Source organism: Aeromicrobium sp. REDSEA-S32_B7 (genome assembly GCF_001626145.1).
GTDB classification, from domain to species: domain Bacteria; phylum Actinomycetota; class Actinomycetes; order Propionibacteriales; family Nocardioidaceae; genus Aeromicrobium; species Aeromicrobium erythreum.
The window spans coordinates 17648-42837 of sequence record NZ_LUNF01000025.1; the positions used below are offsets into that span (position 1 = coordinate 17648).

Annotated in this window: 30 protein-coding genes, 4 tRNA genes and 2 pseudogenes; 23 read left to right on the forward strand and 13 right to left on the reverse strand. The window is 72.9% G+C overall.

Translation table 11 applies throughout. From position 1 onward, the window contains the following. Positions 1-33 precede the first annotated feature (33 nt). The 4 genes from A6Q79_RS01435 to A6Q79_RS01450 are packed head-to-tail and all read left to right on the forward strand — an operon-like array spanning position 34 to position 2781. Positions 34-612 carry a TetR/AcrR family transcriptional regulator gene (locus A6Q79_RS01435; RefSeq protein WP_286691004.1) on the forward strand — a complete coding sequence of 193 codons (579 nt, stop codon included), beginning with the start codon at positions 34-36 and terminating at the stop codon, positions 610-612. After that, positions 609-2030, forward strand: a complete 1422-nt coding sequence (locus tag A6Q79_RS01440) for an NAD(P)/FAD-dependent oxidoreductase (protein ID WP_286691005.1) — start codon at positions 609-611, stop codon at positions 2028-2030. The genes A6Q79_RS01435 and A6Q79_RS01440 overlap by 4 nt, the downstream gene beginning before the upstream one ends. A 16-nt stretch (positions 2031-2046) precedes the next feature. Next, entirely contained in the window at positions 2047-2535 is a 489-nt protein-coding gene (locus A6Q79_RS01445; protein WP_317695635.1) for an acetoacetate decarboxylase family protein, read from the forward strand. Positions 2536-2577: 42 nt separating this feature from the next. After that, positions 2578-2781, forward strand: a complete 204-nt coding sequence (locus tag A6Q79_RS01450) for a hypothetical protein (protein ID WP_067857982.1) — start codon at positions 2578-2580, stop codon at positions 2779-2781. Positions 2782-2806: 25 nt separating this feature from the next. Here A6Q79_RS01450 and A6Q79_RS01455 read toward each other — a convergent pair whose 3' ends face one another. From A6Q79_RS01455 to A6Q79_RS01465, 3 genes are all read right to left on the reverse strand, one after another. Then, the gene (locus tag A6Q79_RS01455) at positions 2807-3292 is read right to left on the reverse strand and encodes a YbaK/EbsC family protein (protein ID WP_286691007.1); all 486 of its coding nucleotides are present in this window, start codon (positions 3290-3292) and stop codon (positions 2807-2809) included. A gap of 70 nt (positions 3293-3362) precedes the next feature. After that, a tRNA-Val gene (locus tag A6Q79_RS01460) sits at positions 3363-3434 on the reverse strand. A 41-nt stretch (positions 3435-3475) separates the two neighbouring features. Continuing rightward, on the reverse strand, positions 3476-4312 hold the full coding sequence (locus A6Q79_RS01465; RefSeq protein WP_286691008.1) for an aminotransferase class IV: 837 nt from the start codon (positions 4310-4312) through the stop codon (positions 3476-3478). Positions 4313-4405: 93 nt separating this feature from the next. Between A6Q79_RS01465 and A6Q79_RS01470 the strand changes: the two genes are divergently transcribed. From A6Q79_RS01470 to A6Q79_RS01490, 5 genes are all read left to right on the forward strand, one after another. Beyond that, positions 4406-4477 (forward strand) — tRNA-Gly (locus A6Q79_RS01470). 27 nt (positions 4478-4504) lie between these two features. Then, positions 4505-4575: transfer RNA gene (locus tag A6Q79_RS01475), tRNA-Cys, on the forward strand. Positions 4576-4603: 28 nt separating this feature from the next. Beyond that, positions 4604-4678: transfer RNA gene (locus A6Q79_RS01480), tRNA-Val, on the forward strand. Between the two features lie 160 nt (positions 4679-4838). Beyond that, entirely contained in the window at positions 4839-5075 is a 237-nt protein-coding gene (locus tag A6Q79_RS01485) for a hypothetical protein (RefSeq protein WP_286691009.1), read from the forward strand. Between the two features lie 301 nt (positions 5076-5376). Then, positions 5377-5805 (forward strand): GNAT family N-acetyltransferase, encoded by a 429-nt coding sequence (locus A6Q79_RS01490; RefSeq protein WP_286691010.1) that lies wholly within the window; start codon positions 5377-5379, stop codon positions 5803-5805. Between the two features lie 608 nt (positions 5806-6413). Here the strand turns inward: A6Q79_RS01490 and A6Q79_RS01495 are convergent. Then, the gene (locus tag A6Q79_RS01495) at positions 6414-6839 is read right to left on the reverse strand and encodes a hypothetical protein (RefSeq protein WP_286691011.1); all 426 of its coding nucleotides are present in this window, start codon (positions 6837-6839) and stop codon (positions 6414-6416) included. A gap of 261 nt (positions 6840-7100) precedes the next feature. Between A6Q79_RS01495 and A6Q79_RS01500 the strand changes: the two genes are divergently transcribed. After that, positions 7101-7370: a hypothetical protein gene (locus A6Q79_RS01500; RefSeq protein WP_286691012.1), complete on the forward strand. Its 270-nt coding sequence runs from the start codon at positions 7101-7103 to the stop codon at positions 7368-7370. Positions 7371-7471: 101 nt separating this feature from the next. Here A6Q79_RS01500 and A6Q79_RS01505 read toward each other — a convergent pair. From A6Q79_RS01505 to A6Q79_RS01515, 3 genes and pseudogenes are all read right to left on the reverse strand, one after another. Further along, a pseudogene (locus A6Q79_RS01505) lies at positions 7472-7690 on the reverse strand (DUF4333 domain-containing protein); the annotation flags it as partial. Positions 7691-7837: 147 nt separating this feature from the next. After that, entirely contained in the window at positions 7838-8239 is a 402-nt protein-coding gene (locus A6Q79_RS01510; RefSeq protein WP_067858011.1) for a DUF4333 domain-containing protein, read from the reverse strand. An 11-nt stretch (positions 8240-8250) separates the two neighbouring features. Further along, positions 8251-9126: a YihY/virulence factor BrkB family protein gene (locus tag A6Q79_RS01515; RefSeq protein ID WP_067858014.1), complete on the reverse strand. Its 876-nt coding sequence runs from the start codon at positions 9124-9126 to the stop codon at positions 8251-8253. 133 nt (positions 9127-9259) lie between these two features. Here A6Q79_RS01515 and A6Q79_RS01520 point away from each other — a divergent pair, with 133 nt between their 5' ends. The 6 genes and pseudogenes from A6Q79_RS01520 to A6Q79_RS01540 all read left to right on the forward strand — a co-directional run bounded on the left by A6Q79_RS01520 (position 9260) and on the right by A6Q79_RS01540 (position 13896). Beyond that, a complete protein-coding gene (locus A6Q79_RS01520) occupies positions 9260-9880 on the forward strand; it encodes a hypothetical protein (protein WP_144433745.1) in 621 nt (206 codons plus the stop codon). A gap of 290 nt (positions 9881-10170) precedes the next feature. After that, positions 10171-11853, forward strand: a complete 1683-nt coding sequence (locus A6Q79_RS01525) for a nitrite/sulfite reductase (protein WP_286691013.1) — start codon at positions 10171-10173, stop codon at positions 11851-11853. Continuing rightward, entirely contained in the window at positions 11850-12029 is a 180-nt protein-coding gene (locus A6Q79_RS01530; RefSeq protein WP_253025321.1) for a hypothetical protein, read from the forward strand. Before A6Q79_RS01525 ends, A6Q79_RS01530 begins: the two co-directional genes overlap by 4 nt. Beyond that, positions 12026-12784, forward strand: coding sequence for a sirohydrochlorin chelatase (locus A6Q79_RS01535; protein ID WP_067858023.1), 759 nt, complete (start codon positions 12026-12028; stop codon positions 12782-12784). Before A6Q79_RS01530 ends, A6Q79_RS01535 begins: the two co-directional genes overlap by 4 nt. A 90-nt stretch (positions 12785-12874) precedes the next feature. Beyond that, positions 12875-13525, forward strand: a pseudogene (locus A6Q79_RS18530) (AbrB family transcriptional regulator); the annotation flags it as partial. A 20-nt stretch (positions 13526-13545) separates the two neighbouring features. Continuing rightward, positions 13546-13896: an AbrB family transcriptional regulator gene (locus A6Q79_RS01540; protein WP_317695649.1), complete on the forward strand. Its 351-nt coding sequence runs from the start codon at positions 13546-13548 to the stop codon at positions 13894-13896. Positions 13897-13898: 2 nt separating this feature from the next. Here A6Q79_RS01540 and A6Q79_RS01545 read toward each other — a convergent pair whose 3' ends face one another. After that, the gene (locus A6Q79_RS01545; RefSeq protein WP_067858029.1) at positions 13899-14732 is read right to left on the reverse strand and encodes a PPK2 family polyphosphate kinase; all 834 of its coding nucleotides are present in this window, start codon (positions 14730-14732) and stop codon (positions 13899-13901) included. A gap of 27 nt (positions 14733-14759) precedes the next feature. On the opposite strand from A6Q79_RS01545, the gene A6Q79_RS01550 reads away from it, so the two are divergent. Continuing rightward, on the forward strand, positions 14760-15419 hold the full coding sequence (locus A6Q79_RS01550; RefSeq protein ID WP_286691015.1) for a dihydrofolate reductase family protein: 660 nt from the start codon (positions 14760-14762) through the stop codon (positions 15417-15419). Here A6Q79_RS01550 and A6Q79_RS01555 read toward each other — a convergent pair. After that, entirely contained in the window at positions 15391-16260 is an 870-nt protein-coding gene (locus A6Q79_RS01555; RefSeq protein WP_286691016.1) for an SGNH/GDSL hydrolase family protein, read from the reverse strand. The genes A6Q79_RS01550 and A6Q79_RS01555 overlap by 29 nt on opposite strands. Positions 16261-16324: 64 nt before the next feature. Between A6Q79_RS01555 and msrB the strand changes: the two genes are divergently transcribed. Then, on the forward strand, positions 16325-16747 hold the full coding sequence (gene msrB, locus A6Q79_RS01560; RefSeq protein ID WP_067858035.1) for a peptide-methionine (R)-S-oxide reductase MsrB: 423 nt from the start codon (positions 16325-16327) through the stop codon (positions 16745-16747). A 291-nt stretch (positions 16748-17038) separates the two neighbouring features. On the opposite strand, the gene hemQ is transcribed toward msrB, so the two are convergent. Genes hemQ through hemE form a run of 3 tightly spaced genes read right to left on the reverse strand, consistent with a single transcriptional unit; the run spans position 17039 to position 20137 of the window. Further along, the gene (gene hemQ / locus A6Q79_RS01565) at positions 17039-17743 is read right to left on the reverse strand and encodes a hydrogen peroxide-dependent heme synthase (protein WP_067858038.1); all 705 of its coding nucleotides are present in this window, start codon (positions 17741-17743) and stop codon (positions 17039-17041) included. Between the two features lie 22 nt (positions 17744-17765). Continuing rightward, the gene (hemG, locus tag A6Q79_RS01570; protein ID WP_286691017.1) at positions 17766-19088 is read right to left on the reverse strand and encodes a protoporphyrinogen oxidase; all 1323 of its coding nucleotides are present in this window, start codon (positions 19086-19088) and stop codon (positions 17766-17768) included. Next, entirely contained in the window at positions 19088-20137 is a 1050-nt protein-coding gene (gene hemE, locus A6Q79_RS01575) for a uroporphyrinogen decarboxylase (RefSeq protein ID WP_067858044.1), read from the reverse strand. The genes hemG and hemE overlap by 1 nt, the downstream gene beginning before the upstream one ends. A gap of 78 nt (positions 20138-20215) precedes the next feature. On the opposite strand from hemE, the gene A6Q79_RS01580 reads away from it, so the two are divergent. The 4 genes from A6Q79_RS01580 (at position 20216) to A6Q79_RS01595 (ending at position 23591) form a co-directional block, all read left to right on the forward strand. After that, entirely contained in the window at positions 20216-20794 is a 579-nt protein-coding gene (locus tag A6Q79_RS01580) for a DUF3000 domain-containing protein (protein WP_067858047.1), read from the forward strand. Between the two features lie 5 nt (positions 20795-20799). Beyond that, positions 20800-22026 (forward strand): ribonuclease D, encoded by a 1227-nt coding sequence (locus A6Q79_RS01585; RefSeq protein ID WP_317695659.1) that lies wholly within the window; start codon positions 20800-20802, stop codon positions 22024-22026. 70 nt (positions 22027-22096) lie between these two features. Continuing rightward, positions 22097-22930 (forward strand): iron uptake transporter permease EfeU, encoded by an 834-nt coding sequence (efeU, locus tag A6Q79_RS01590; protein ID WP_067858050.1) that lies wholly within the window; start codon positions 22097-22099, stop codon positions 22928-22930. Between the two features lie 70 nt (positions 22931-23000). Next, on the forward strand, positions 23001-23591 hold the full coding sequence (locus A6Q79_RS01595; RefSeq protein WP_067858053.1) for a hypothetical protein: 591 nt from the start codon (positions 23001-23003) through the stop codon (positions 23589-23591). 221 nt (positions 23592-23812) lie between these two features. On the opposite strand, the gene A6Q79_RS01600 is transcribed toward A6Q79_RS01595, so the two are convergent. Next, positions 23813-24790 carry an aldo/keto reductase gene (locus A6Q79_RS01600; RefSeq protein WP_286691019.1) on the reverse strand — a complete coding sequence of 326 codons (978 nt, stop codon included), beginning with the start codon at positions 24788-24790 and terminating at the stop codon, positions 23813-23815. 54 nt (positions 24791-24844) lie between these two features. Here A6Q79_RS01600 and A6Q79_RS01605 point away from each other — a divergent pair, with 54 nt between their 5' ends. Then, positions 24845-25171 (forward strand): hypothetical protein, encoded by a 327-nt coding sequence (locus tag A6Q79_RS01605; protein ID WP_286691020.1) that lies wholly within the window; start codon positions 24845-24847, stop codon positions 25169-25171. Positions 25172-25190 lie beyond the last annotated feature (19 nt).

The following is a 25190-nucleotide window of genomic DNA, read 5'->3' on the forward strand; positions in this document are numbered from 1 at the left end:
GACACTTTGCCAATAGCGTTGTTCACTCGTCCTGTGACCGCCGTCTCCCGCACCCGTCTCGAGCCCGACGCCCGGCGCCGCCAGATCGTCGAGGCCGCGCGCACGCTCTACGCCGAGCGCGCCTACGACGACGTCTCCCTCGCCGAGCTGGCGCGTGCCGCCGGCGTCACCCGCGGGCTCCTGCACCACTACTTCGGGTCGAAGCGCGAGATCTTCCTCGCCGTCATGCGCGACTCCACGCTCATGCCCGAGACGGAGCTGCCGGACCTGCTGCACCTGCCGCTCTCCGAGCGCGTGCGCGTGACGATGGACTGGATCCTCGACGCCGCGCAGACGTACGGGCAGGCCTGGGTCGCGGCGTCCGGCGCCGCCGAGCTGCACGGGGAGTCCGACCTGCAGGTCGTGGTCGACGAGGCCGACGACCGCGCCGCCCGTCTCGTGCTCGACGCCGTCGGGCTCCCCGACTCCCCCGTGCTGCGGGCCCGGCTGCGGGCCTCGGCCGCGTACGTGAAGGCGCTGTGCCGCGAGTGGCTCCAGCGGGGCACGCTGACGCGCGACGACGTCCTCGACCTGCTCACCACCCACCTCGTCCACGTCCTGGAGGGCTCATGACGTCCGTCGGCATCATCGGCTCGGGCTTCGGCGGCATCGCCGTGGCGGCCGAGCTCCTGCAGCACGGCCACGCCGACGTACGGCTGTGGGAGCGCGGCCACGACGTCGGCGGGGTGTGGCGCGACAACACCTACCCCGGTGCCGGCTGCGACGTCCCCTCCCCGCTGTACTCGTTCTCCTTCGCCGTGAACACCGAGTGGTCGCGCCGGTACGCGCTGCAGCCCGAGATCCACGCCTACCTGCGGCGCACGGCCGACGACCTCGGCATCACGCCGCTCGTGCAGCTGCGCCGCGAGGTCGTCTCGGCGCACTGGCACGAGACCGACCAGCAGTGGGAGGTCGGGTTCGCCGACGGCTCGCTCGAGCGGGTGCAGGTGCTCGTGAGCGCCGTGGGGCAGCTGTCGGAGCCACGGCTGCCCTCCATCCCCGGCATCGACGACTTCGAGGGCGACGCGTTCCACTCGGCGCGCTGGGACCACGACCTCGACCTGCGCGGGAAGCGGGTCGCCGCGGTCGGCGTCGGCGCGAGCGCCATCCAGTACGTGCCGCACCTGGCCGACGTGGCCGGCGAGCTGACGCTGTTCCAGCGCTCGCCGAACTACATCCTGCCCAAGCCCGACGGGCCGCTCCCCCGCTGGTGGCGACCGGGGATCCGGCTCGAGCGTCCGCTGTGGTGGACGTTCGGCGAGCAGTTCTCGCGCGGTCTCGACGAGGGCACGGTCGTCGGCGCCATCGAGAAGCGCGTGGCCCTCGCGCACCTGCACCGTCAGGTGCGCGACCCGCGCCTGCGCGAGGTCCTCACGCCCGACTACCCCATCGGCTGCAAGCGGATCCTGTTCTCCAACACGTTCTACCCGACGCTGGAGCGCGACCACGTCGACGTCGTCGCCGAGCGCATCGTGCGGGTCGTCCCCGAGGGGCTCGAGACCGCCGACGGCACCGTGCACCCGGCCGACGTCATCGTCTACGGGACCGGCTTCGCCGCCCAGGACTTCCTGGACACGATCGACGTGCGCGGCGTGGACGGCGAGGCCCTCGCCAAGCGCTGGGTCGACGGCGCGCACGCCCACCTCGGCATGTACGTGCCCGGCTTCCCGAACCTGTTCGTCTCCTACGGCCCGAACACGAACCTCGGCGGCGGGTCGATCATCTACATGCTCGAGGCGCAGGCCCGGCACATGCGTCAGGTGCTCGACCGGATGCGCGAGGGCGCCCACGCCACGGTCGACGTGCGCCCCGAGGTCGAGGCCGCCTACGACCGGCAGGTGCAGGAGCGGCTGGAGAAGTCGGTCTGGGGCAGCTGCGACAGCTGGTACCGCCACCCGTCGGGTCGCATCACGTCGAACTGGCCCGGGTCGACGTACCCGTACCACCGCCGGGTGCGCTCGCTCGACGTCGAGGACTTCGCGTGGGCGTGAGCTATCCCCCCGAGCCGTGGGACCTGCACGGCCAGGCGGTCGCGTCGGTGTTCCTCGTGCCCGTCCGGTCGCTGCCGGCGCCGCCCTCGTCTACGACGAGGTCATGGCGACCGTGCTCGTGCGCCGCGGCGTGCGACCGCGCGTGTGGATCCCATGGATCTGGGTCGACAGCGAGGCGTCGCGCGACGGTGGGCGCGCGCTGTGGGCCATCCCGAAGGACCTCGCCCGCTTCGATGTCGAGCCGGGTCGTCGGCACCGCGGCGACGGCCTCGCGAGCGTCGAGGTCGCGCGCACGGTGGGCCTTCCGGGTCGTTGGCCGCTCTCGTTCCGCGTGGTGCAGCGACGGGGCGGGCGCTCCGTCGTCACGTCCGTGCGCGGACGCCTCCGCGCACAGCTGCTGCGCACGTCGTGGACGTTCTCGGGCCCGTTGTCGCTGCTCGCGGGACGGCGTCCGGTCGTGTCGGTACGGGCGTCGAGGTTCCGGCTGCTCTTCGGTCGCGGCTGACCTCGGCTCGCACGTCGTCGCGTTCCACGGCACGGTGGTCCCATGGCTGAGTACCGACTGACCACGGAGGACGGCGACGTCGTCGCCGAGGAGACGCTCGAGCACGACCAGGCGGCCGTCGCCTGGCGCTCGAGCCGACCGTTCGAGGCCCCCACCCCCGGCGAGGGCCGCGGGCTGCGCCTCGAGCGTCACACCGACCGCGGGTGGGTGCGCCTCGACCCGCTCGGCACGGCCGAGACCACCTGACGCCCCCCTCCCCCGGCTCGCGGCCTCATCCCGCGGGAGGGGGCTGCTTGGTCACGCTCACCCAGCCGACGGGCTCCGCGACGACCTCGAGCTCGTCGGGCGCGAGCTCGATGGCCGACGCCGCGTTGCCGACGGCCGGGTAGACCGTCGGGAACCGTCGCAGCGACTCGTCGAGGTGCACGGCGGCCCCCTCGGGGTTGGCGAACGGGCACACACCGCCCGCAGGGTGGCCCGTGAGCGCCTCGACGTCGTCGGGCTTGAGCATGCGCGCCTTCAGGCCGAACGTCGCCTTGAAGGCCGCGTTGTCGACCCGCGCGTCGCCCGCGGCGACGACGAGGATGCTGGTGCCCGGCTCCCGTCCGTAGAAGCCGAGCGTCTTCGCGATGCGCGTCGGCTCGACGCCGAGCTCCGCGGCCGCCAGCTCGACCGTCGCGCTCGACCCGGACGTCTCGACGACGTCGCCGTCGCGTCCGAAGCGGGCGAGGTGGGCGCGGGCGCTCTCGATCGACATGCCGGCCATCGTAGGAGCGCGGGGCGAACGACGAGGCCCCCGGCTCGAGAGCCGGGGGCCTGCGTGTCGGTGGGCGATACTGGGTTCGAACCAGTGACCTCTTCGGTGTGAACGAAGCGCGCTACCACTGCGCCAATCGCCCGGGGACGTCAGAACCTTACTCCACCCCGTCTCGAGGTCGAGCTACGGGTCCGACGTCTTCGCGGCCTCCCGCGTCCAGATGGCCTGCGCACGCTGCGTGACGGGCCCGGGAGCCGCGGCGACGGGTCGTCCGTCGACGTGCGAGATGGCCTGGATGTCGCGCGTCGTGCCGACGAGGACGACCTCCTCGGCGTCGGCGAGCACCTCGATCGGCGCGTCGCGCTCGACGACGTCGAGCTCGTCGGCGAGCCACTCGAGCGCCAGCGCCCTGGTGATGCCGGCCAGGCAGCCCGACGCGAGCGTGGGGGTGACGAGGGTGCCGTCGAGGACGTACATGATGTTCGAGCCCGTGCCCTCGCACAGGTGGCCCTGGGTGTTCGGCATGACCGCCTCCGACGCGCCCGCGGCGCGTGCCGCCTCGATCATCCTGGCGTTCTCGGCGTACGACGTGGTCTTGAGACCGGACAGCGCGCCTCGTTCGTTGCGCGGCCACGGCACCGTGATGATCGTGGCGACCGACGGCGGCTTCTGGGCCGGCTCGGTGACGACGACGTGGGTGAGCCCGTGGTCGCCGCGGGGCGAGCCGAGCGGACCCCGACCCGACGTGACGGTGATCCGCACCCGCCCGAACGGGAGGTCCTGGCCGTCCAGGGTCGCGTCGATCCCCTCGCGCAGGAGGCCGAGGTCGGGCCGACCGATGCCGAGCCCCTCGGCGGAGCGTGCGAGCCGGTCGAGGTGACGCGTGAGGGCGAACGGCTGCCCGTCGTCGACGGCGACGGTCTCGAACACGCCGTCGCCCACGACGAGCCCGTGGTCGAGCACGCTGAGGGCCGGTTCGTCCGGTGATTCCAGCAGTTTTCCGTTCAGCCAGGCACGCATGGCCCCACCCTAACGCGCCCGTCCGGACCCCCCTGTTTGGCCGCCGCACGGGCATGTACTAATGTTTCATCTCGCGCCGGGAACGGTGCGAATGCGGACATAGCTCAGTGGTAGAGCATCACCTTGCCAAGGTGAGGGTCGCGAGTTCGAATCTCGTTGTCCGCTCGGAGAGGGTCCCCATACCCATCCAGCGGTGGGTTGGCCGAGAGGCGAGGCAACGGACTGCAAATCCGTGTACACGGGTTCAAATCCCGTACCCACCTCGATCCCCAACAGAACAGCACCACCCACGGGCGATTGGCGCAGCGGTAGCGCGCTTCCCTGACACGGAAGAGGTCACTGGTTCAAACCCAGTATCGCCCACCAGCAGAAAGCCCCGGAATCCCAAGGATTCCGGGGCTCTTCTCGTAGTAGCCACCCGTGCTCGCGCGGTGTCCGTGCGGCGGGAGTCTGCGCACGCGGGTCGGAGGCACTCGCCACTCGGCTGCGCCGTGCAGCCGACCGCCCGATCTGAGACCGTTCCAGCATGAGACGCAGCCCCGACGAGTCGCCCCGCTGCCGACGCAGGGGGTTGAGATCACGGGCCCGGTCGGAGATCGCCCTGGGCGTCTGCTCGATCCTCTACTGGATCATGCAGATCTGGGCGGGCTCCACGGTGGGCCGGCAACCGGGATGGCCCACATGGACCGGCATCGCCGTGGGCTTCGCTCTCATCGCCTGGGGAGTGCGTCGATACCGCGCCGACATCGACCCCCGCTCGTAGCGTCGACTCTCCTCGGCCAAGATGTTCGTCGCCCGCCACAGCGTGGATGGGTCCAGGGGTGAGATTCGGCATGGCCGAAGACGTGGTCGAGCCGCCCGCCAGGCCGCTAGCCTCGTGCCGTCGCTGATCCACTCTCCCAAGGAACGATCCACGACATTGCGCCTGCTTCACGAGGAGCTGGGCCCGCGAGACGCTGTCGACGACTCTCATCTCCCCGAGAGCGTGGGCGGCGTCTCGTCGTTGGTGGCCGGTCCCCGGGCTCCCGCGGGACGGCGTCGCGCGCTCGTCTACCGTCGGTGCGATGACGACGACCGGTGACCGGGTCCTCAGGACGCCCCCGACGCTCGAGGACTATCTCCGCCTGCGGAGCACGTCGGGCCTGACCCCGAGGTCCGCGACCCAGGGTGAGGGCGCGCTGGCGGGCAGCTGGGCGTGGAGCGTCGTCGAGCACGAGGGACGGGCCGTGGCCATGGGTCGCGTCATCGGCGACGGCGGCTGGTACTTCCACGTCGCCGACATGGCGACCCTGCCGGAGCACCAGGGTCGCGGGCTGGGGCGTCTGGTCCTGACCGACCTGCTCGAGCAGATCGCCGAAGTCGCTCCGCCCGACCCGTACGTGACGCTCATGGCCGACGCCCCCGGGCGCCGGCTGTACGCCTCGATGGGGTTCGTCGAGACGGCGCCGAGGTCCCTTGGCATGGTCCTCGTGCACGACCTGCGGCCGGGCTGATCGTCGCGCACGCGGCCCCCGAGCGCAGCCAGGGCGCTTCGGCCGAAGCCGCCCCAGCCGCTCGCACTCGGGGCTCCTGGGTTGAACCCGACGGTGCTGTGTACTGCCTTCCCCCATGACCTGGTCCCACGCGGCGTGCGAGTCCGTCTGCGATGTGATCTCCACCACGTGTCGACAAGCGGTCAGAGCGAGAGGAGATGGGCCCGCGCGGCGACGAGGACCACCGGACGCCTCGCGGGCCTCATCAGACGACGGGCTCGACCTCGGGAATCGGACCCACCGCCAGGTCCGGCCGCCATGCGCTGCGGACCGGGCCGGCGCTCAATCTAGAGGTCCCCGGGTCGTTGCGGGACGAAACCGCACAATGTTCATCCGGCGTGTCGCGACGACGAGGGGACCGATGCCGACCGGCAGGGTCCCAGGAATGGGAGTGCGGCCCTCCGGGACCTCTGCTTGAGTGGAGGCCGTCGACGTCGGTCGGTGCGCCCGTGGCGCACCACCCGTCGACACGGGAGCGCGTCGGCCAGGGGCGACGCTGACCGACTCGGGGCGTGACGCGGGGAGCCGTCGCGCCCCGAGCCGTCCCGGTCGTCCGTGTGCGACCGGCCTCAGCAGTCGTCGTTGCGCCAGCCGCCGTCCTCCCGGACCCAGGGCTGGTCTCGTTCCGACAGCGACTCGACGTCGAGCTCGTACGACACCGTGCCGCGTGCGCCGTCGGCTGTGACGTCGACGTCGCGCAGGGGGTCGTCACCGTCGAGCTCGGTGGCCTGGCTCGTCATCCGCCGGAACTCGGCGAACGGCAGCTCCTCACGGCACCGCGCGGACAGAAACGCGTACGCGTCGTCGGCGCGACCGCCGTGGAAGGCGTCGACGTAGCGGACGACGGCCTGCTCGAGCACCTCACCCTGCGCACCCGACGCCGACTCCGCCGGCCCCGGCTCCGTGGCGATCGGCGCGGACCCACCGCCGGACCCGCCGCAGGCCGTCAGGAGCAGCAGGGGGACCACCGCGACCGCGACCAGACGACGCCTCATGCGGGGAGCGTACGTCGAGCCCGGTCGCGACAGAACGCCCGAGACGCTGGCATCGCGCTGCGCACGACAGCGGCCCCGCCACTGGCGGGGCCGCTCGTCGTCACACCGACATGCGAGATGCGGGGCTGGTGTGAGGCTGGCCCGGTCCGGGAAACTCACCGAACCGGTGCGCTCGACGGTACGCAGGTCTGCTGCATCCGCATCTCGAGGACGAGCCGTTCCGCTGCGCATTCGACCACGTGTTCGACTACCATCGTCCGGGTGAGCGCCCACCCCCATGACACGCCGCGCTCCACGGCAGCCAGGCCGTCGCCGGAGACGTCGTCGGTCGAGCGCGCGCGTCACGTGTGGGTGGCGCCGTCCGCGCGCCAGGTCGACCTGCGGCCCTACCCCGGCCTGCTCGTCACCTGGCAGCGCCGCGACGACGGCTGGTGGGCGTACGTGGTCATGCTGCTGCCGACGGGCGCGCTGGTGGCGAACTGGGTGTCTGCGTCGTTGCTGCGTCCCGCTCGAGGCCCGGGCCCGTCCTGACGCGATACCGCCGGGCGGCCGTCGAGCTGCGCAAGCCGACGGCCGGACCCGGCGTAGCTCCAATCTAGGTGCGTCTGCCAGTACCGCAACCCGGAGCGACGTCAGGTGCGCGAGACGGAGCGCCAGGTGAAGGTGCCGTCGGCCGACGTGATCCGCACGATCGCGTCGGCCACGACCACCGACGGCTGCGCCGCGTAGGCGACGGCGCAGCTGAACCGCGTGCCGACCGCTGCCGGGACCGATCGGGGGCACGAGACGACTGTGGGACGACCCTGGGCGTCGAGCGATGCCTTCACCTGCGCCGACACCGCAGCCGTCGACCGGACCGTCCGCGAAGCAGCGGGCGCGGGTCGGGCGGGGCGCGGAGCCGTCGACCGGGTCGGGGTGGGCGACGCGGAGGGGGTCGGCGAGGCCGACGGCGACGGGCTCGCCGACGGGGAGGGGGTACCTTCTTCGACGCGCCCACGTCACTCCCCCTGCGACACGGGCTTGGAGTTCCAGGTGAAGTGGCCGTCGGGGCCGTCGATCTTGACCGCCGCGACCGCGACGGCCGCCGTGTTCGGCTGGTTGGCGAAGAACACCTGGCAGTCGAAGGCCGTGCCGATCTTCTGCAGCACCCGGTCGGGGCACTCGACGCGGGTCGGCTGACCGGCGTTCTGGTCCAGACGGGTCTTGATCGACTGCTCGATCCGCGTGGTGGTCATCTTGGTCGGCGCGAGCGACGGGCTGGCCGACGCCGACGGTGTCGGGTCGGCGCTGGAGCCGGATCCGCCGTCGTCGTCGGGGCTGCACGAACGCAGCGCGAAGAGCAGCGCTGCGACCCCGAGCAGCACCACGACGAGGGCCGCGACCTTCCGCATCTTCTTCACGGGCGACGATTCTAGCGGTCGGGACGGGGGTGGCGGTCCTCGTCGAAGGAGGCGTTGATCGCAGCGCCGATGAGCACGGCGATGGAGATGACGTACAGCCACAGCAGGACGGCGATGGGCGCGGCGAGCGGACCGTAGATGGAGGTGCCACCGGTGGAAAAGCCGAGCGCCCACCGCACGAGCAGGCTGCCGCCGATCCACAGCCCCATCGTGAAGAACGCACCCGGCAGCCCGGACCTCCACGACACCTTGACCGGGACGGCCAGGTGGTAGAGCGACGCGAGGAAGCCGACTGAGACGAGCAGCACCGCCGGCCAGTACAGCGGCTGCAGGACGGCCAGCTGCGAGGGCACGACCGACGCCGCCACCTCCGGGCCGGCGAGCACCAGCGGCACGACGACGATCGCGATCGCGAGGGCGACGACGTACAGCGAGAACGACAGCGCCCTCGTCTTGACGATGCCGCGCACGCCGCCGAGGCCGTAGAGGATGGAGATGGTGTCGAGGAAGACGTTGAGCGCCCGCGAGCCCGACCACAGCGCGAGCACGAACCCGATGGAGACGACGTCGATGCGCCCGGACCTCAGCACCTCGTCGAGCGTGGGCGCGATGACCTGGTCGACGGTGCCCTGCGTGAGCGCCTGGGACGAGAGCTCGAGCACCCGGTCCTTCAGTACGTCGACCTGGGCGACGTCGTAGCGCTCGGCGACGAAGCCGATCGTGCCGGCGAGACCGAACACCAGGGGCGGCAGCGACAGGATCGCGAAGAACGCCGCCTCGGCCGCGAGGCCGGTGACCCGGTGCTGGATGCAGCGGGAGACGGTGCGTGCCGTGACTCGCGCCAGCCGGTCCACGGCCGCCGGGCGTCCTACCCGTTCAGCCGCCATGCCCCTACGGTATCGACATGCATCCCTTCCGCCGCGCACCCTCGACCCGGGCGATCCCGCTCGTCGCCCTCGACGCGGGGGCAGGCACGAGGTGCCTCGCGACCTCGGTGCGTCGCGTGACGGGGACGGCCCGGTGAAGCCGCTCGCGCTGGCCGCGGTGGCCTCGGCCCTGACGACGGCGGTCGCGGCATGGGCGTTGCGGGCCACCGACGCGACGACGGCCGTGGCCGCCGTGGCTGCCGTCGCGGTGGCGACGGCATGGCTCGCGCGCTTCCACGACGGGCCGACCGGCTCGGGAGTCGCCCTCGCCGGTCCCGTGCAGCTGACGGCACTCGCCCTGGTCGGACGCGCGTCCGCTGCGGGCGCCCTGCCCGTGGTCGCCGCCCAGGTCGTGGGTGCGGTCGCGGCCGGGGCGGCCGTCACCGCCCTCGACCTGCCCGGCGGGAGGTTGGTCTGGGACGATCCGACGCTGCTGGCCGGGGGCGTCCTCGCGGCCGTCGTCGGCCTGCTCACGGGGTGGGCGACGCTCGCCGGCGACCCCGCAAGCCCCGCCTGGCAGGTGGTCGGTCCCGTCTCCGCCGGGGGCCTGCTCGGCGTCGGCCTGGCCGCCGCGGCCCAGCCCGCCGCCGTCCTGGGACTGGCGACCGCCGGCGTCGTGGCGTGGCCGCTGGCGCTGGTCGTGGCCGTCGGAGCCCTACTGGGCGGCCTGCTGGGCACCTTCGTCGTCTCGTGGGTGTCGCCGCACGCCGAGTGACCCCGGTCACGCCACCGTCTGCGGTCGCACCGGTTTCGACGCGTCTATCCCACGATGTGGACGCATGGACCACATAGTGAGATCCGCAGTTGTGGGGCGTCCACGGGCTGGCAACACTGTCCGCATGCTGATCGCGCACCCGCTCTGGCTCGTGGGACGTCTCCACGTCGACCTCGGTCGTGCGCGCACCATGGCGTGTCGCTGACCCACCGCGCCCGCACCCACCTGCCGCGACGCGCGACGCCCGTCCGTCCCCGACCGGCCGTCGCGCGTCCTCCCCGAGGACTCCCATGACGTCGAGCACCACCACGCCCCCCTCCCGTCCGGCCCGCCGCCGTCGCGGCGAGGGCCAGTGGGCGTTGGGCTACCGCGAGCCGCTCAACGCGAACGAGCAGTCCAAGAAGGACGACAACCCGCTGAACGTCCGCGCCCGCATCGAGAACATCTACGCGCACCGCGGCTTCGACAGCATCGACCCCGGCGACCTGCGTGGACGCTTCCGCTGGTGGGGGCTGTACACGCAGCGCAAGGCCGGGATCGACGGCGGCAAGACCGCGACGCTCGAGCCGGAGGAGCTCGACGACCGCTACTTCATGCTCCGCGTGCGGATCGACGGCGGACAGCTGAACCTCGCGCAGCTGCGCACCATCGCCGACATCTCCGTGGAGTTCGCGCGCGACAGCGCCGACCTCACCGACCGCCAGAACGTCCAGTACCACTGGATCGACGTGCGCGACATGCCCACGATCTGGGAGCGGCTCGAGGGTGTCGGCCTGTCGACGCAGGAGGCCTGCGGCGACTGCCCGCGCGTCATCCTCGGCTCGCCCGTCGCGGGCATCAGCGCCGACGAGATCATCGACGCCCGCCCGGCCATCGAGGCCGTCGAGAGCCGCTACATCGGCGACCGCGCCTTCTCGAACCTGCCGCGCAAGTTCAAGTCGGCGATCAGCGGACACCCTGGGCACGACGTCGTCCCGCAGATCAACGACATCGCCTTCATCGGCGCCGAGCACCCCGAGCACGGACCCGGCTTCGACCTGTGGGTCGGCGGCGGGCTGTCCACCAACCCGATGCTCGCCCAGCGGGTCGGCGTCTGGGTGCCGATCGACGAGGTGCCGGAGGTGTGGGAGGGCGTCGTCAGCATCTTCCGCGACTACGGCTACCGCCGGCTCCGCTCCCGCGCCCGCCTCAAGTTCCTCGTGGCCGACTGGGGCATCGAGAAGTTCCGCGAGGTGCTGGAGACCGAGTACCTCGAGCGCACCCTCGTCGAACTCGACGCCCCCGAGGTGCCGGCCACGCCCGTCGACCACGTGGGCGTGCACCGCCAGAAGGACGGCCGCTACTACGTGGGCGTCGCCGCGACGGTCGGTCGCATCTCCGGCACGCTGCTGAACCGGGTGGCCGACGTCGTCGAGGCGCACGGCTCCGACCGCGTCGCCACCACGCCCATGCAGAAGCTCGTCGTGCTCGACGTCGAGGAGGACCGCGTCGAGTCGCTCGTCGAGGCGCTGGCCGAGCTGGGCCTGCACGCGCGGCCGTCGCAGTGGCGTCGCAACACGATGGCCTGCACCGGCATCGAGTACTGCAAGCTCGCCATCGTCGAGACGAAGGCCCGCGCGGCCGACCTCATCGGTGAGCTGGAGAAGCGCGTTCCCGAGCTCGACGCCCCGATCACGGTCAACGTGAACGGCTGCCCGAACTCCTGCGCCCGCATCCAGACGGCCGACATCGGCCTCAAGGGCCAGCTCGTGCTCGACGAGAACGGCGACCAGGTGGAGGGCTTCCAGGTGCACCTCGGCGGTGCCCTCGGGCTGGAGGCCGGCTTCGGCCGCAAGCTCCGCGCCCACAAGGTGACCGGCGAGCAGCTGCCCGACTACGTCGAGAAGCTGTCGCGCACGTTCCTGGAGCAGCGCGACGCCGACGAGTCGTTCGCGCACTGGGTCGCCCGCGCCGACGAGGAGGTCCTGCGATGAGGGCGACGCCGTTCCACTGTCCGTACTGCGCCGACGAGGACCTGCGTCCGCACGGCGAGACCCACGGCGAGTGGGAGTGCCGCAGCTGTCTGCGCGCCTTCCGGCTCGGCTTCATCGGACTCCTCTCCCCCACCCACACCAGCACCACCGACCCCTCTGGAAGGAGGACAGCATGACTGCACCAGCGTTGATCGCCCTGGCGCACGGCAGCCGCGACCCGCGGTCCGCCGAGACCATCACTGCCCTGACGGAGCGCGTGGCGTGCATGCGTCCCGACCTCCGGGTGGCCACCGCGTTCCTCGACCACTCTGAGCCCGACCTCGACGCCGTCGTCGACCGTCTGGTCGCCGAGGGTCACAGCGAGATCGTCCTCGTCCCCCTGCTGCTCACCGAGGCCTACCACGCCAAGGTCGACGTGCCGGAGGCCGCGAAGGCGGCCCGCTCCCGTCACGAGGGGCTGCAGATCGAGGTGACCGACGTCCTCGGCATCGAGAACGCGTTCTTCCACGTGCTCGACCGTCGGCTGCGCGAGGTGCTGCGCGAGAACCGGGTGCGCGAGCTCGACGCCCTGGTGCTCGCGGGTGCCGGCTCGTCCGACGCGGTCGCGAACGCCACCATCGCCCGGGCCGCCCGCGCCTGGGGCGCGCACCACAAGCTGCCGACGATCGCTGCGTTCGCGTCGAGCGCGCCGCCCGCCGCGGGCGAGGCCGTGCGGGCGCACCGCGCCGACGGTCGCCGCAACATCGCGGTCGGTCAGCTGATGCTCGCACCGGGCTTCCTGCCCGACCGGGTGAAGGAGCTGGCGTACGAGGCCGGCGCCGTCGCCGTCGCCGAGCCACTGGGCGTCTCGGACGAGGTGGCCGAGGTCATCCTGGCCCGCTACGCGGTCGGGGCCGTCGAGCTGGTCTCGCTGGACGCGCTCTTCGCCTGAGCACCCCCCGGCACTGGTACGACACCGCACGACCCACCGCCGGACCCTCCGGCGCACCGGGCCCGCACCCCGGGGACTAGCGTTCCCCGGGTGCGGGCCTGGTTGCGTCTCGGGATCCTCGTCGTCGTCGCGTCGACGGCGCTCGAGCTCGCCCAGGTGCCGTCGGCACTCCTCTTCGGCGGACTGCTCGGCGCCCTCGTGTACGCACTGCTCGCCCCGGGCCGGCTCGCGCCCCGACCGCTGGACGCACCCCGCTGGGTCTCTCTCACGGGCCAGGGCGTCGTCGGCACGATCGTCGGTGCCTCGGTCGACTGGGGGACGTTCACGTCGCTCGGCTGGTCGTGGCCCGTGGTCGTGGCGGTCTCGGCCTCGACGATCGTCGTGAGCGTCCTGGCGGGGCAGCTGCTGCGTCTGCACCGCGGTGTGACCCCCGTGACGGCTGCCTTCGCCTCGATCGCAGGCGGCGCGTCGGGCATGACGGCCCTCTCCCGCGACCTCGGCGCCGACGACCGGGTCGTCACCGTGCTGCAGTACCTGCGCGTCCTCGTGGTGCTGTTCAGCCTGCCGCTCGTGGTCGGGCTCGTCTTCCACGAGCGCGGTGGTGCAGCCTCCGGCGGGTTCGTCCTCGGCAGCGGCCGCGACCTGCTCTACTGCGCCCTCGCCGTCGGCTCGGGGCTGCTGCTGGGGCGCGTCGCGCACCTCCCGTCGCCGGCCATCCTCGGCCCGGTGGTCACCGCGGCGGCGCTGCACGCCGTGCCGGGGTGCCGACGTGGGTGGAGGGCCTCGGGTACCTCGCGATCGGCGTCCAGGTCGGGCTGCGGTTCACGCTGGAGAGCCTGCGGTCGATCGCGCGGATGCTCCCGACCGCTGCCGTCTCCATCGCGCTCACCATGGTCACCTGCGCGGGACTGGGCCTCGCCCTCGCGGCGGCGACCGGGACGAGCCGGCTCGACGCGTACCTGGCGACGACGCCCGGCGGCCTCTACGCCGTGCTCGCGACGTCGACCTCCACCGGCGGCAACGTCACCTTCGTGACGGCCGTCCAGCTGCTCCGGCTGCTGCTGGTGCTGCTGCTGGCTCCGGCCCTCGCCCGGCTGCTGCGCCGGGGCTGACGTCAGCTCGACGCAGCGAGCCGGGCGCGCTGCTCGTCGACGTCGTAGTCGGCCTCGGGCCAGGTCAGGTCCAGCGCGCGCAGGTGCTCCAGGAGCAGCCGGCCGACCGCCCAGTTGCGGTACCACTTGCGTCCGCTGGGCACGACGTGCCACGGGGCGACGTCGGTCGACGTCCGCTGGAGCACCAGGTCGTACGCGTCCTGGTAGTCGTCCCACAGCTCGCGCTCGTCGATGTCGCCCGGGTTGAACTTCCAGTGCTTCGTCGGGTCGTCGAGCCGGGCGAGGAGTCGAGCGGCCTGGTCGTCGGGACTGATGTGCAGCAGGCACTTGAGGACCGTGCCGCCGGACTCGACGTACCGGCGCTCGAAGGCGTTGATCGCGTCGTAGCGTCGCTCGACCTCGTCGACGTCGGCCAGCCGGCGCACGCGCCCGATGAGCACGTCCTCGTAGTGGGAGCGGTCGAATACGCCGAGCTCGCCGGCCGACGGCAACCGTCGCTCGACCCGCCACAGGAAGTCGTGGGCGAGCTCCTCGGGCGTCGGCTTCTTGAAGGAGGCGATGCGGACCCCGAGCGGGCTGACCAGACCGACGACCTTCTCGATCGTGCCGCCCTTGCCCGAGGTGTCCATGCCCTGCAGCACGACCAGGACGGAGCGCGGGTCGCCCGTCGTGCCGTGCGCGTGCAGACGCTCCTGCAGGTCGGCCAGCTCGGTGCCGAGCTCGGCGAGCGCGGCCTTGCCGGCCGCCTTGTCGCCGTCGAAGCCGGGGGTCGAGCGGGAGTCGACCTCGGCGAGGCTGCTGACGGCGGACAGCGTGCTGCTCAGGCTCTGCGACATGGCGCCACCGTACCTAGGGTGGGCGTCATGGCCACGCCGACGATCGACCGTGCACTGTACGAGTACCCCGACCTCGAGGAGGGCCGCGCCTGGGTGCGGGTCAACTTCGTCAGCAGCGTCGACGGCTCGGCGGAGGGGGCCGACGGGCGGTCGGGGTCGCTCGGCACCGACGCCGACCAGGCCGTGTTCGGGCTCCTGCGCGAGCTGTGCGACGTCGTGCTCGTGTCGGCCGGCACCGCCCGGTCGGAGGACTACGGACCGATCGACGACGGCGTGCTCGCGCTCGTCAGCCGCAGCCTCGACGTGCCCGACCGGTTGAAGGTCCCGGGCGTGCTCGTCATCGCGCCAGGAGCCGCCGACGGGGAGCAGGTGGTGGCGCTCGAGGGCGCGGGCGTGGAGGTGCTGCTCACCGGTGAGGACGAGGTCGACTGGCCGCAGGCCCTTGCCGAGCTCGGCCGTCGCGGCCTGCAGCGGGTGCTGTGCGAGGGCGGCCCGTCGTTGTTCGCCGGACTCACGGCGCTCGACCTGGTCGACGAGCTGTGCCTGACCGTCTCCCCCGTCCTCGTGGCCGGCGACGGTCAGCGCATCTCGACCGGCGGGGAGCCGGCGGAGGTGCCGCTGCGGCTGGCGCACGCCGTCGACGTCGACGGCACGCTGCTCACGCGCTGGGTGCGGCAGGGACGCTGACCCGCTCGCCTGGCACGACCGTGAGGTCGGGGGCGAGGTGGCCGAACGGCACTTCGTCGTGCTCCCCCAGCGCCGCGAGCACCGACGGCAGCATCGCCTGCGCCGTCCGCTTGTAGCCGAGCGAGCTGGGGTGGAAGCGGTCGAGGCTGAACATCTCGTCGGGGTTCGTGATGAAGAACGGCCCGACGACGTCGGCGAGCGAGACGACGTAGGCACCGTGGCGCAGGGCCGCCTCCTGCTGGGCGGCCGCGAGCTGGCGCGAGGCCCGCGACCCGAGGGCGCGCAGGGGCTGCGGCACGGGGGTGAGCGCTCCGAGGTCGGGGCACGTGCCGACGACCACCGCGGTGCCACGACCTCGCAGCGCCGAGACGCAGGCCTCGAGGTGGCGCACCGACTCGACCACCGGCACCCGGTGCGTCACGTCGTTGCCGCCCACGACGACGACCGCGACGTCGGGCGTGTAGTCGGGCGGGAGCGACGCGAGCTGCTCGGCCAGCCGGCTGCTCTCGGACCCCACCACGGCGGCGGTGCGCAGGCGCACGGCGCGCTCGGTGCGCTTGGACACCTGCCGGGCGAGCCGCGCACCGAGCGTGCCCCGCGGTCCGTCGGCACCCAGCCCCGCGGCGATCGAGTCGCCCAGCATGAGCAGGTCGATGGTGCCGCCGTGCCGCTCCTTGTAGACGCGGTCGGCAAGGGGTGCGTCCTCGCCGAGCGGCTTGCCGATCGCCGCGCGCGCGAGCGCGGCCTGGTGCTGCAGCACCGCCCGCGCCCCCCACGCCGCGGCCGCCCCCGCCGTCGCGGTCACCAGCAGACCCGTCGCCACCGTCCTCGTCACTCCCACGAGGACGTTCCTCCCACACCCGTGTGAACAGGTGGTCTCTTGCACCTGAACGTAGGCTGGAGACATGAGCGACCAGGCGGGCAAGACCAGCTACGACGTCGAGAAGTCCAACGAGGAGTGGCGCGCCGAGCTGAGCGCCGCCGAGTACCACGTGCTCCGCGAGGCCGGCACCGAGCGGCCGTTCAGCTCCCCCTTCGAGACGGACCCGACGGAGGCCGTGTACGCCTGCCGCGCGTGCGGCTCCGAGCTGTTCCGCAGCGACACCAAGTTCGACGCGCACTGCGGCTGGCCTGCCTTCTACGCCCCGCTCGCGGAGGACCGCGTCGAGTACATCGAGGACCGCTCGATGGGCATGCGTCGCGTCGAGGTCCGCTGCGCCACCTGCGGCTCCCACCTCGGCCACGTGTTCGAGGGCGAGGGCTTCCCCACCCCCACCGACCAGCGGTTCTGCATCAACGGCATCAGCCTGACCCAGGTCCCGGTCTGATCCCTCGGCAGTCGACGGAAGATTCCCAGGTGGACCTGGGAATCTGCAGCGCGCACGGCTTGCTTCCCGTGCGTGGCTGAGATTTCCGTGCCTCGCTGGAGCTTCCGAGGTCGACCTCGGAATCGCTGCTACGCGCGGTGCACTTCCCGTGCCTTGCTGAGCTTCCCGTGCCCTGCGGGGAGACATCCCAGGTCGACCCGGAAATCTCAGCCACGCACGGCTTGCTCTCCGTGCGTGGCTGAGATTTCCGTGCCTCGCTGAAGATTCCCAGGTCGACCTGGGAATCCCCGATCAGGGCCAGAGCGCGGTGAGGTCGGCCGGGTCGTGGCGGCGGCCGGTGTAGAACGGGATCTCCTCGCGCACGTGGCGGCGGGCGGTGCTGGCGCGCAGGTCGCGCATGAGGTCGACGATGCGGTGCAGCTCGTCGGCCTCGAACGCCAGGATCCACTCGTAGTCGCCGAGCGCGAACGACGCGACCGTGTTGGCGCGGACGTCGGGGTAGGGGCGGGCCTGCATGCCGTGCTCCTTGAGCATCGCGCGACGCTCCTCGTCGGGCAGCAGGTACCACTCGTAGGAGCGGACGAACGGGTACACGCAGACCCAGTCGCGCACGGTCTCGTCGGCCATGAACGCGGGCACGTGCGACTTGTTGAACTCCGCAGGACGGTGCAGGGCGGTCTGCGACCACACGGGCGCCATCCGCGAGCCCAGCGCGGTCCGCCGGAACGCGTTGTAGGCGGCCTGCAGCGCGTCGGCCGACGACGCGTGCCACCAGACCATGAGGTCGGCGTCGGCGCGCATGCCGCTGACGTCGTAGAAGCCGCGGACCACGACGTCCTCGTCGGCCAGACGCTTCACCAGGTCGTCGACCTCGGCGGCCTCCGCGGCACGGTCGGCGTCACCGAGCACCCGCTCGAGCTTGAAGACCGACCACATCGTGTAGCGGATGGTCTCGTTGATCTCCTTGGCCAGCTTTCCCTGGTTCGGCACGCTCATGGGTCCATTCTCCCCCCGCGGCTCAGCGTGCGAGGAGGCGGGCCGCGGCGGCGCGGGCCGACGCGACGACCGCCGGGATGCCCACCCCGTGGTAGGCGGCACCGCACACCTCGAGACCGTCGACGAGTGCGACCGCCGCCTCGACGGTCGCCACGCGGCCGAGGTGGCCTACGTCGTACTGGGGCAGGCCGCCGCCCCAGCGCTGCACGTGCGACGCCAGCACCGGCGGCAGCCCGCCGTACGCGGACGTCAGGTCGGCGAGCGCCAGCGCGGCCACGTCGGCGTCGTCGCGGTGGAGCACGGCGGTGTCGCCGGCCCTGCCGATCGAGGCGCGCACGACCGTGCGGTCACCCGCCCGCTCCCCCAGCCAGGCCCACTTCTGCGAGGAGATCGTCGAGCCCTTCACCACCGTGCCGTCGACCGGCGGCACGAGGAATCCCGAGCCCTCCACGTCGATCGGCCCGTCGAGCACGAACGTCACCAGCGCCATCGAGGCGTAGTCGACGGCGGCCAGCGCGAAGGCCGCCGGCGGCGCGACCTCGGCGAGCAGGCGCGCGGTGGCCGGCGCCGGTGTCGCGACGACGACCGCGTCGACCTCGTACGTCTCGATCGCCGACACCGGGCCCGCGGAGACCGTCCAGACACCGCCGTCGACCCGCACGGCCCGCACGGTCGACCGGAGCCGCACGTCGAGGTCACCGTGCTCGACGACACGCTGCGGGAGCGTGCCCACCCCGCCGACGACGCCCGCGAACACCGGCGTGGCGAGGGTGCGCGTCGTGGCCCGGGTGGCAGCGGCCCCCGCGAGAGGATCGGCGCCGAGCGCCAGCACCTGCGGCGCGGCGGCGCGCAGCGACAGGCGGTCCGCGTGACCGGCGTACACGCCGCCGAGCAGCGGCTCGACGAGCCGGTCGACCACCTCGCGACCGACCCGCGGCGCGAGGAACGCCGCCACCGACACGTCGTCGTCGGGCACCGGCTCGGCGTGCGGCACCGGACGCTCGGCGAGGATCCCCGACGCCTCGAGGGCGTCGAGGTCGGCAGGCACGCCCATGACCGTCGGCGGCAGCGGACGCAGCGCACCCCGCGTCCAGATCGCGGCCGACGTCGTCGCCGGGTGGGTCAGCTCGGCCCCGACCCGGGCGGCGAGGTCGACGGCCTCGGGTCGACGCGCCAGCATCGACTCCGCGCCGACGTCGACGCGCAGGTCGCCGACGTCGTCGACGCGCAGCTTGCCGCCCACCTGGTCGGCACCCTCGAGCACGACGACGTCGCACCCGGCCTCACGCAGGTCGAGGGCGGCGACCAGCCCGCCGATGCCGGCCCCGACGACGGCGACGCGCATCAGACGCGCTCGTAGCCGTGCACGAAGTCGACGAGACCCTTCACCGCGTCGGGGTCGGTCTGCGGCAGCACGCCGTGGCCGAGGTTGAAGACGTGCCCCCGGGCACCGCGACCGCGCTCGATCGCGGCGGCCGCCTTCGTGTGCAGCACGTCGGCCGGCGCGAACAGCAGCGTCGGGTCGAGGTTGCCCTGCACGGAGCGGTGCGGTCCGACCTTCTCGATGGCGCGATCCAGCGGCACGCGCCAGTCGACGCCGACCACGTCGGCGCCGACGTCGCCCATCTGGTCGAGCAGCTCGCCGGTGCCGACGCCGAAGTGGATGCGCGGCACGCCGAGGTCGGCGACCGACTCGAGCACGCGTCGGGAGTGGGGCGCCACGTAGGTCTCGTAGTCCGACGGCGACAGCGCGCCGGCCCACGAGTCGAACAGCTGCACCGCGGAGGCGCCGGCCTCGACCTGCACGCGCAGGAAGTCGGCCGCCAGGTGCGAGAGCCGCTCGAGCAGGTCGTTCCACAGGCCGGTCTGGGAGTACATCAGCTGCTTCGTGATCCGGTGGTCGCGCGAGGGCCCGCCCTCCACGAGGTACGACGCGAGCGTGAACGGCGCGCCGGCGAAGCCGATGAGCGGCGTGCCGCCCAGCTCTCCCACGAGCGCCCGCGCCGCCGCGGCGATGCTCTCCACGTCGTCGGGCTCGAGCCGGCGCAGCTGGTCGAGCTGTCCGCGCCGACGGATCGGGTCGGCGATCACCGGTCCCGTGCCGGGCACGATGTCGAGGTCCACCCCGATCGCCTTGAGCGGGACGACGATGTCGGAGAAGAAGATGGCGGCGTCGACGCCGTAGCGACGCACCGGCTGCATCGTGATCTCGACGACGAGGTCGGTCGTGAAGCACGAGTCGAGCATCGCGACGCCCTCGCGCACCTTCAGGTACTCCGGCAGGTGGCGACCCGCCTGACGCATGAACCAGACAGGGGTGCGGCTCGTGGGCTCGCCACGGCACGCGCGCAGGAAGTCGCTCTCGGCGAGCCGGGCGGAGGGGGAGGTGGTCACCGAGGGATTCTCTCAGGGGTGGGATCACCGTCTGCGTGTCGGGACCCGGTCGGCGCCCGGAGTGCCTACCATCGGCCTGTGGGCGCCCGCAGCGAGTTCGATCACACCCCTCCAGCGTTCGCCGCTGCCCTGGAGCAGCTGCTGGCCGCACCGGTGCGTCCCGAGGTGGTCGTCGACGAGATCCCCGCGCCCCAGCGGATCGCGCCGTTCGCGCACGCCCTGAGCGGCGACCTCGAGGTCGGCGGCGACGACGTGGCCACCGGTCGCTTCATCCTGCTGCACGACCCCGCCGGCAACGACGCGTGGGACGGCACGTTCCGCTGCGTCACGTTCGCGCGGGCCGAGGTCGAGCGCGAGATGGCCGAGGACCCCGCCCTGGCGACCGTCGGGTGGAGCTGGCTGGTCGACGCGCTCGAGGCGCAGGGCGGCACGCACACCGCCGCCAGCGGCAGCGTCACGGTCGTGAGCACCGAGACCTTCGGCGAGATGGCCGGCGACACCGGCTCGGCCCAGGTCGAGATCCGCGCGTCCTGGACACCCACCTCCGAGGCCGGAGCGCACGTCGCCGCCTGGACCGAGCTGCTCTGCACGCTCGCCGGTCTGCCTCCGCTCGCACCGGGCGTCGTCCCGCTGCAGCGTCGCCGAGGTCGCCGTTGACCTCCGTGCCCGAGGAGACGGGGAGCCCGGAGGAGCAGGCTCCTCCTCTTCCACGTCTGCAGCTGCGTGACCCCCTGCCCCCCGTCATCGACACGGTCGACGACTACGTGGCCTACTGCGCGCGTCTCGCGCTCGGCCACGGTCCGGTGGCCCTCGACGCCGAGCGGGCGTCGGGCTACCGCTACTCCCAGCGGGCCTACCTCGTGCAGGTGCGCCGCGACGGCAGCGGCACCGGCCTGGTCGACCCCATCGCCTTCGACGACCTCGTCGACCTCGACGAGGCGATCGGCGACGCGGAGTGGATCCTGCACGCGGCCACGCAGGACCTGCCGTGCCTCGCCGAGGTCGGGCTGCACCCGACCGCCCTGTTCGACACCGAGCTCGCCGGCCGGCTGCTCAACCTCCCGCGCGTGGGCCTGGCCTCCCTCGTGGAGCACTACCTCGGGCTGAGCCTGGCCAAGGAGCACTCGGCCGCCGACTGGTCGACGCGACCGCTGCCGGAGCCCTGGCTCGAGTACGCCGCGCTCGACGTCGAGGTGCTCATCGAGCTGCGCAACCTCATCGAGGCCGACCTCGAGCGCGCCGGCAAGCGCGAGTGGGCCGCGCAGGACTTCGAGGCCCTGCTGTCGTTCACGGGGGCGCCGCCGAAGGAGGAGCGCTGGCGGCGCACGTCGGGGATCCACCGGGCCCGTGGCCGACGTACCCTCGGGCTGGTGCGCGCCCTCTGGGAGGCGCGCGACCGGATCGCCGAGCAACGCGACACGACGCCCGGGCGGATCCTGCCCGACGCCTCCATCCTCGAGATCGCCCGCGAGGCTCCCCGCGACGCCTCGACGCTGCGCAACCTGCCCGTCATGCGCTCGCGCGGACCGCGCCGCTTCCTGCAGCAGTGGCTCGACGCGGTCGAGGAGGGCCTCGCCCTCCCCGACGACGCCCTGCCGCTCTCCACGCAGCACCGCGAGGGGCCGCCCCCGCCGCGCGCGTGGGCCGACAAGCACCCCGAGGCCGCGGCGCGGCTGACATCGGCCCGCGAGGCGGTCACGCGCATCGCCGAGCAGCACGACCTGCCGCCGGAGAACCTCATCTCCCCCGGCCTCGTCCGCGGTCTGGCCTGGGACCCGCCGACCGTCGTCGACGTCGTCCACGTCGGCGACGCGCTCGCCGAGGGCGGGGCCCGTCCGTGGCAGGTCGAGCTCGTCGCCGCCGACCTCGTCGACGCCCTGACGCCCTGATCGGTCACGCACCCTCAGTCGTGCGCGGGATCACCCACTGAGGCAAGGCGAACCTGAGTAGCATGTCGGTGTGCTCGCCAACTTCCTGATCGGTCTGCGCGAGGGGCTGGAGGCCAGCCTCGTCGTCAGCATCCTGCTGGCCTACCTCGTGCGCACGGACCGCCGCCGCGACGTCCGCTACATCTGGATCGGCGTGGGCGGAGCGCTGGCCCTCGTCGTGCTCGTGTTCACGGCCGTGACGCTCGCCTTCGAGCAGCTCCCCTTCGTGTGGCAGGAGGCCGTCGGCGGGACGCTCTCGATCCTCGCCGCCGCCCTGGTCACGTGGATGATCTTCTGGATGCGCCGTACCGCCCGCGGGCTCAAGCGCGAGCTCGAAGGCGAGCTCGCGACGGCGGTCGAGCTCGGACCCGTCGCCATCGCCACGGTCGCGTTCCTGACCGTCGGGCGCGAGGGCCTGGAGACCGCCGCGATCATCTGGGCCACGATCTCCGGCAGCTACACCGCCTCGCCGTTCGTCGGCGCGACCACAGGCATCCTCGTCGCGGTGCTCCTGGGCTACCTCATCTACCGCGGGGCCCTGCGCATCAACCTCTCGACCTTCTTCCAGGTGACGGGTGCCCTGCTCATCGTGGTCGCCGCCGGCGTGCTCGCCTACGGCGTCCACGACCTGCAGGAGGCCGGCATCCTGCCCGGCATCACGAACCTCGCGTTCGACGTCTCCGGTGTCATCGCACCCGACAGCTGGTACGGCACGCTCCTCAAGGGCACCGTGAACTTCCAGCCCGACCCGACCTGGCTGCAGACGATCGCCTGGGTGGCCTACGTGGTGCCGGTGCTGTGGCTCTACCTGCGCCCCCAGGCGAGCGCGGCGCCCACCGCCCCGCGACCCGACGCGCACGTCTGACGCACGCGATCTGGGTGCCGGACGACCGGGCCCCGGATACGGTGGGGCCCATGCCCGGACGGTCCGCAGGATGAGCGACTTCCATCGCCCGTCCCTGCCCGGGCAGGGACTCTTCGAGGCGCTCGCGCACGACACCGACCCGGCCGAGGTGGCCGCCGCCGGCCACCGGATCGCGCACCTGCTCGTGCGGGGACCGATCGACCGCGACGACCGCGACCTCGTCGACCGCGTGCTGCACCTGTCCGACGCCGAGGGCCTCGGCGTGATCGCCGAGCTGTGGTCGCACGCCCCGCCCGACACGCTGTCGGGCGCGCTGTGGCGGCTCTACCTGCTGCGCGAGTGGGTCCACCGCCAGCCCCGCCAGGCCGCCGCCGAGTTCGCCGCCGGGCGCGGCTTCGCGCCCGTGCACGAGATGCTCGCCGGCGTCGTCGAGCCGCCTGGCGCCGACGAGGTGGTCGACCTCGTCGACACGGTCGTGCGCGGCATCGTCGTCACCGACCTCGACGTCGTCCTCGACCGCGCGGCGGCGTTCGCGCACATCGTCGGCGTCGGCCGCGGACAGCTCGACGACGCCGACGCGCACAGCGGCGCGCGCCTGCTCGACATGGCGCTGCACCTGCGTCGGGCGGCGGCGCTCGAGCGGTCCGGCTCGCTGCACTGAGGCGCCCGCGGCGCCTCGTCCGGTCGTCGCTCGCGGCCCGCTCGAGCCGGCGTCGCAGGTCTCACGCCCACAGCGCTTGTGCGCGCCCAGGGGCCCGTTAGGCTGGTGGTCGCGCCGGGCCGCGGTAAGCCCCGGGTCCCAAAAATAGCCGCTACGAGCGGCCACGCGCCGTGAGGCGCTTCCCGGCCCGGCGCCCCATCTCCCGCACGGCCGCCGCGGGCTCAGGCCGGGGCGAAGGTCGTGTAGGACTGCGTCGGCCGGCCGATCGACGCGAGCTCCGCCAGGTCGTCCTCGGTCGGCTGCCAGGAGGCGGCGTCGGCGTTCGCCGCCACCTGCTCCGGGCGCGAGACGCCCGCGATGACGCTGCTGACGGCCGGCTGCGCGGCCAGACCACCCATGGCCAGCTCCAGCAGCGAGATGCCCCGCGCGTCGGCGAAGGACTGGAGCGCGTCGATGCGCTCCCAGTCGGCCGTCGCCAGCCGCTCGGACTGCGTCGCGAGCCGGGTCCCCTCGGGCGCGTCCTCCCCGCGCCGGTACTTGCCGGTCAGCAGACCGTAGGCGAGCGGGAAGTACGGCAGGATCCCGACGTCGAGGTGCTCGCAGGCCGGCGTCAGCTCGACCTCCGCGGTCCGGTTGTACAGCGAGTACTCGTTCTGCGCCGTGGCGAACCGGGTGAGTCCGGCGGTCCGAGCGCGCCAGTCGGCGTCGACCAGCTGCCAGGACTGGAAGTTCGAGCAGCCGACGGCGCGCACCGTGCCGGCCTGCACGAGGGTGTCGAGCGCCTCGAGCGTCTCGTCGAGCGGGGTGGCGGGGTCGGGCGTGTGCAGCTGGTAGAGGTCGACGTGGTCGGTGCCCAGACGTCGCAGGCTGGCCTCGACCGCGGTCCGGACGTAGGCGGCGCTCCCGCGTCGACCACCGTCGTCGCCGTTGCGGCCCTGCATGTCCATGCCGAACTTCGTGGCGACGACCACCTCGTCGCGCCGCGACCCGAGCGCCGCGCCGAGCAGCTCCTCGCTCGCGCCGAAGCCGTAGACGTCGGCGGTGTCGAAGAAGGTGACGCCCCGCTCGAGGGCGGCGTCGACCACGGCCTGCACCTGCGGGGCGTCGATGCGCGTGCCGAAGGCGTTGCAGCCGATGCCGACGACGGGCACCTGGATGCCGGAGTGGCCGAGGGGACGGTGGAGGAGGTCGTGGCTCATGCCCCCGAGCCTAGGCCGACGGTCCCGTCGCGCGCGTCGCCTAGACTGCACCCCATGCCCGGACCCCGCCGCACGCTGGCTGCCGCCCTGAGCGCGGCCGTCGTCGGGCTGTTCCTCGTGGCCGGGATCGGCGTCACCCACGCGGGGGCGCACCAGCGGGCCACGACGACGCACACCTCGGCTGCGTCGAGCCACCAGGCGGCGCACGTGAAGGCATCGGGCCAGCACGTCGACCAGCACCACCTCGACCTCTGGGCGCTGCCGCCCGAGAGCGCGCCCGTCGCCCCGGTCCTCGCCCGCGACACGGTCGTCGACGCAGGGGTCGCCGTGGTGGAGTCCGAGGCACCCGCCGCCGCGGGACGCGGACCGCCGACGGCCTGACGCACCTTCGTCAGCCGTC

Coding starts and splice junctions, on each gene's coding strand:
- A6Q79_RS01535 (WP_067858023.1), top strand. CDS start 12,026: ATGACTGCACCAGCGTTGATCGCCCTGGCGCACGGCAGCCGCGACCCG.
- msrB (WP_067858035.1), top strand. CDS start 16,325: ATGAGCGACCAGGCGGGCAAGACCAGCTACGACGTCGAGAAGTCCAAC.
- A6Q79_RS01490 (WP_286691010.1), top strand. CDS start 5,377: ATGACGACGACCGGTGACCGGGTCCTCAGGACGCCCCCGACGCTCGAG.
- A6Q79_RS01515 (WP_067858014.1), bottom strand. CDS start 9,126: ATGGCGGCTGAACGGGTAGGACGCCCGGCGGCCGTGGACCGGCTGGCG.
- A6Q79_RS01455 (WP_286691007.1), bottom strand. CDS start 3,292: ATGTCGATCGAGAGCGCCCGCGCCCACCTCGCCCGCTTCGGACGCGAC.
- A6Q79_RS01605 (WP_286691020.1), top strand. CDS start 24,845: ATGCCCGGACCCCGCCGCACGCTGGCTGCCGCCCTGAGCGCGGCCGTC.
- hemQ (WP_067858038.1), bottom strand. CDS start 17,743: ATGAGCGTGCCGAACCAGGGAAAGCTGGCCAAGGAGATCAACGAGACC.
- A6Q79_RS01595 (WP_067858053.1), top strand. CDS start 23,001: ATGAGCGACTTCCATCGCCCGTCCCTGCCCGGGCAGGGACTCTTCGAG.
- A6Q79_RS01440 (WP_286691005.1), top strand. CDS start 609: ATGACGTCCGTCGGCATCATCGGCTCGGGCTTCGGCGGCATCGCCGTG.
- A6Q79_RS01600 (WP_286691019.1), bottom strand. CDS start 24,790: ATGAGCCACGACCTCCTCCACCGTCCCCTCGGCCACTCCGGCATCCAG.
- A6Q79_RS01485 (WP_286691009.1), top strand. CDS start 4,839: ATGAGACGCAGCCCCGACGAGTCGCCCCGCTGCCGACGCAGGGGGTTG.
- hemG (WP_286691017.1), bottom strand. CDS start 19,088: ATGCGCGTCGCCGTCGTCGGGGCCGGCATCGGCGGGCTGGTCGCCGCC.
- A6Q79_RS01495 (WP_286691011.1), bottom strand. CDS start 6,839: ATGAGGCGTCGTCTGGTCGCGGTCGCGGTGGTCCCCCTGCTGCTCCTG.
- A6Q79_RS01530 (WP_253025321.1), top strand. CDS start 11,850: ATGAGGGCGACGCCGTTCCACTGTCCGTACTGCGCCGACGAGGACCTG.
- A6Q79_RS01525 (WP_286691013.1), top strand. CDS start 10,171: ATGACGTCGAGCACCACCACGCCCCCCTCCCGTCCGGCCCGCCGCCGT.
- A6Q79_RS01550 (WP_286691015.1), top strand. CDS start 14,760: ATGGCCACGCCGACGATCGACCGTGCACTGTACGAGTACCCCGACCTC.
- A6Q79_RS01545 (WP_067858029.1), bottom strand. CDS start 14,732: ATGTCGCAGAGCCTGAGCAGCACGCTGTCCGCCGTCAGCAGCCTCGCC.
- A6Q79_RS01450 (WP_067857982.1), top strand. CDS start 2,578: ATGGCTGAGTACCGACTGACCACGGAGGACGGCGACGTCGTCGCCGAG.
- A6Q79_RS01465 (WP_286691008.1), bottom strand. CDS start 4,312: ATGCGTGCCTGGCTGAACGGAAAACTGCTGGAATCACCGGACGAACCG.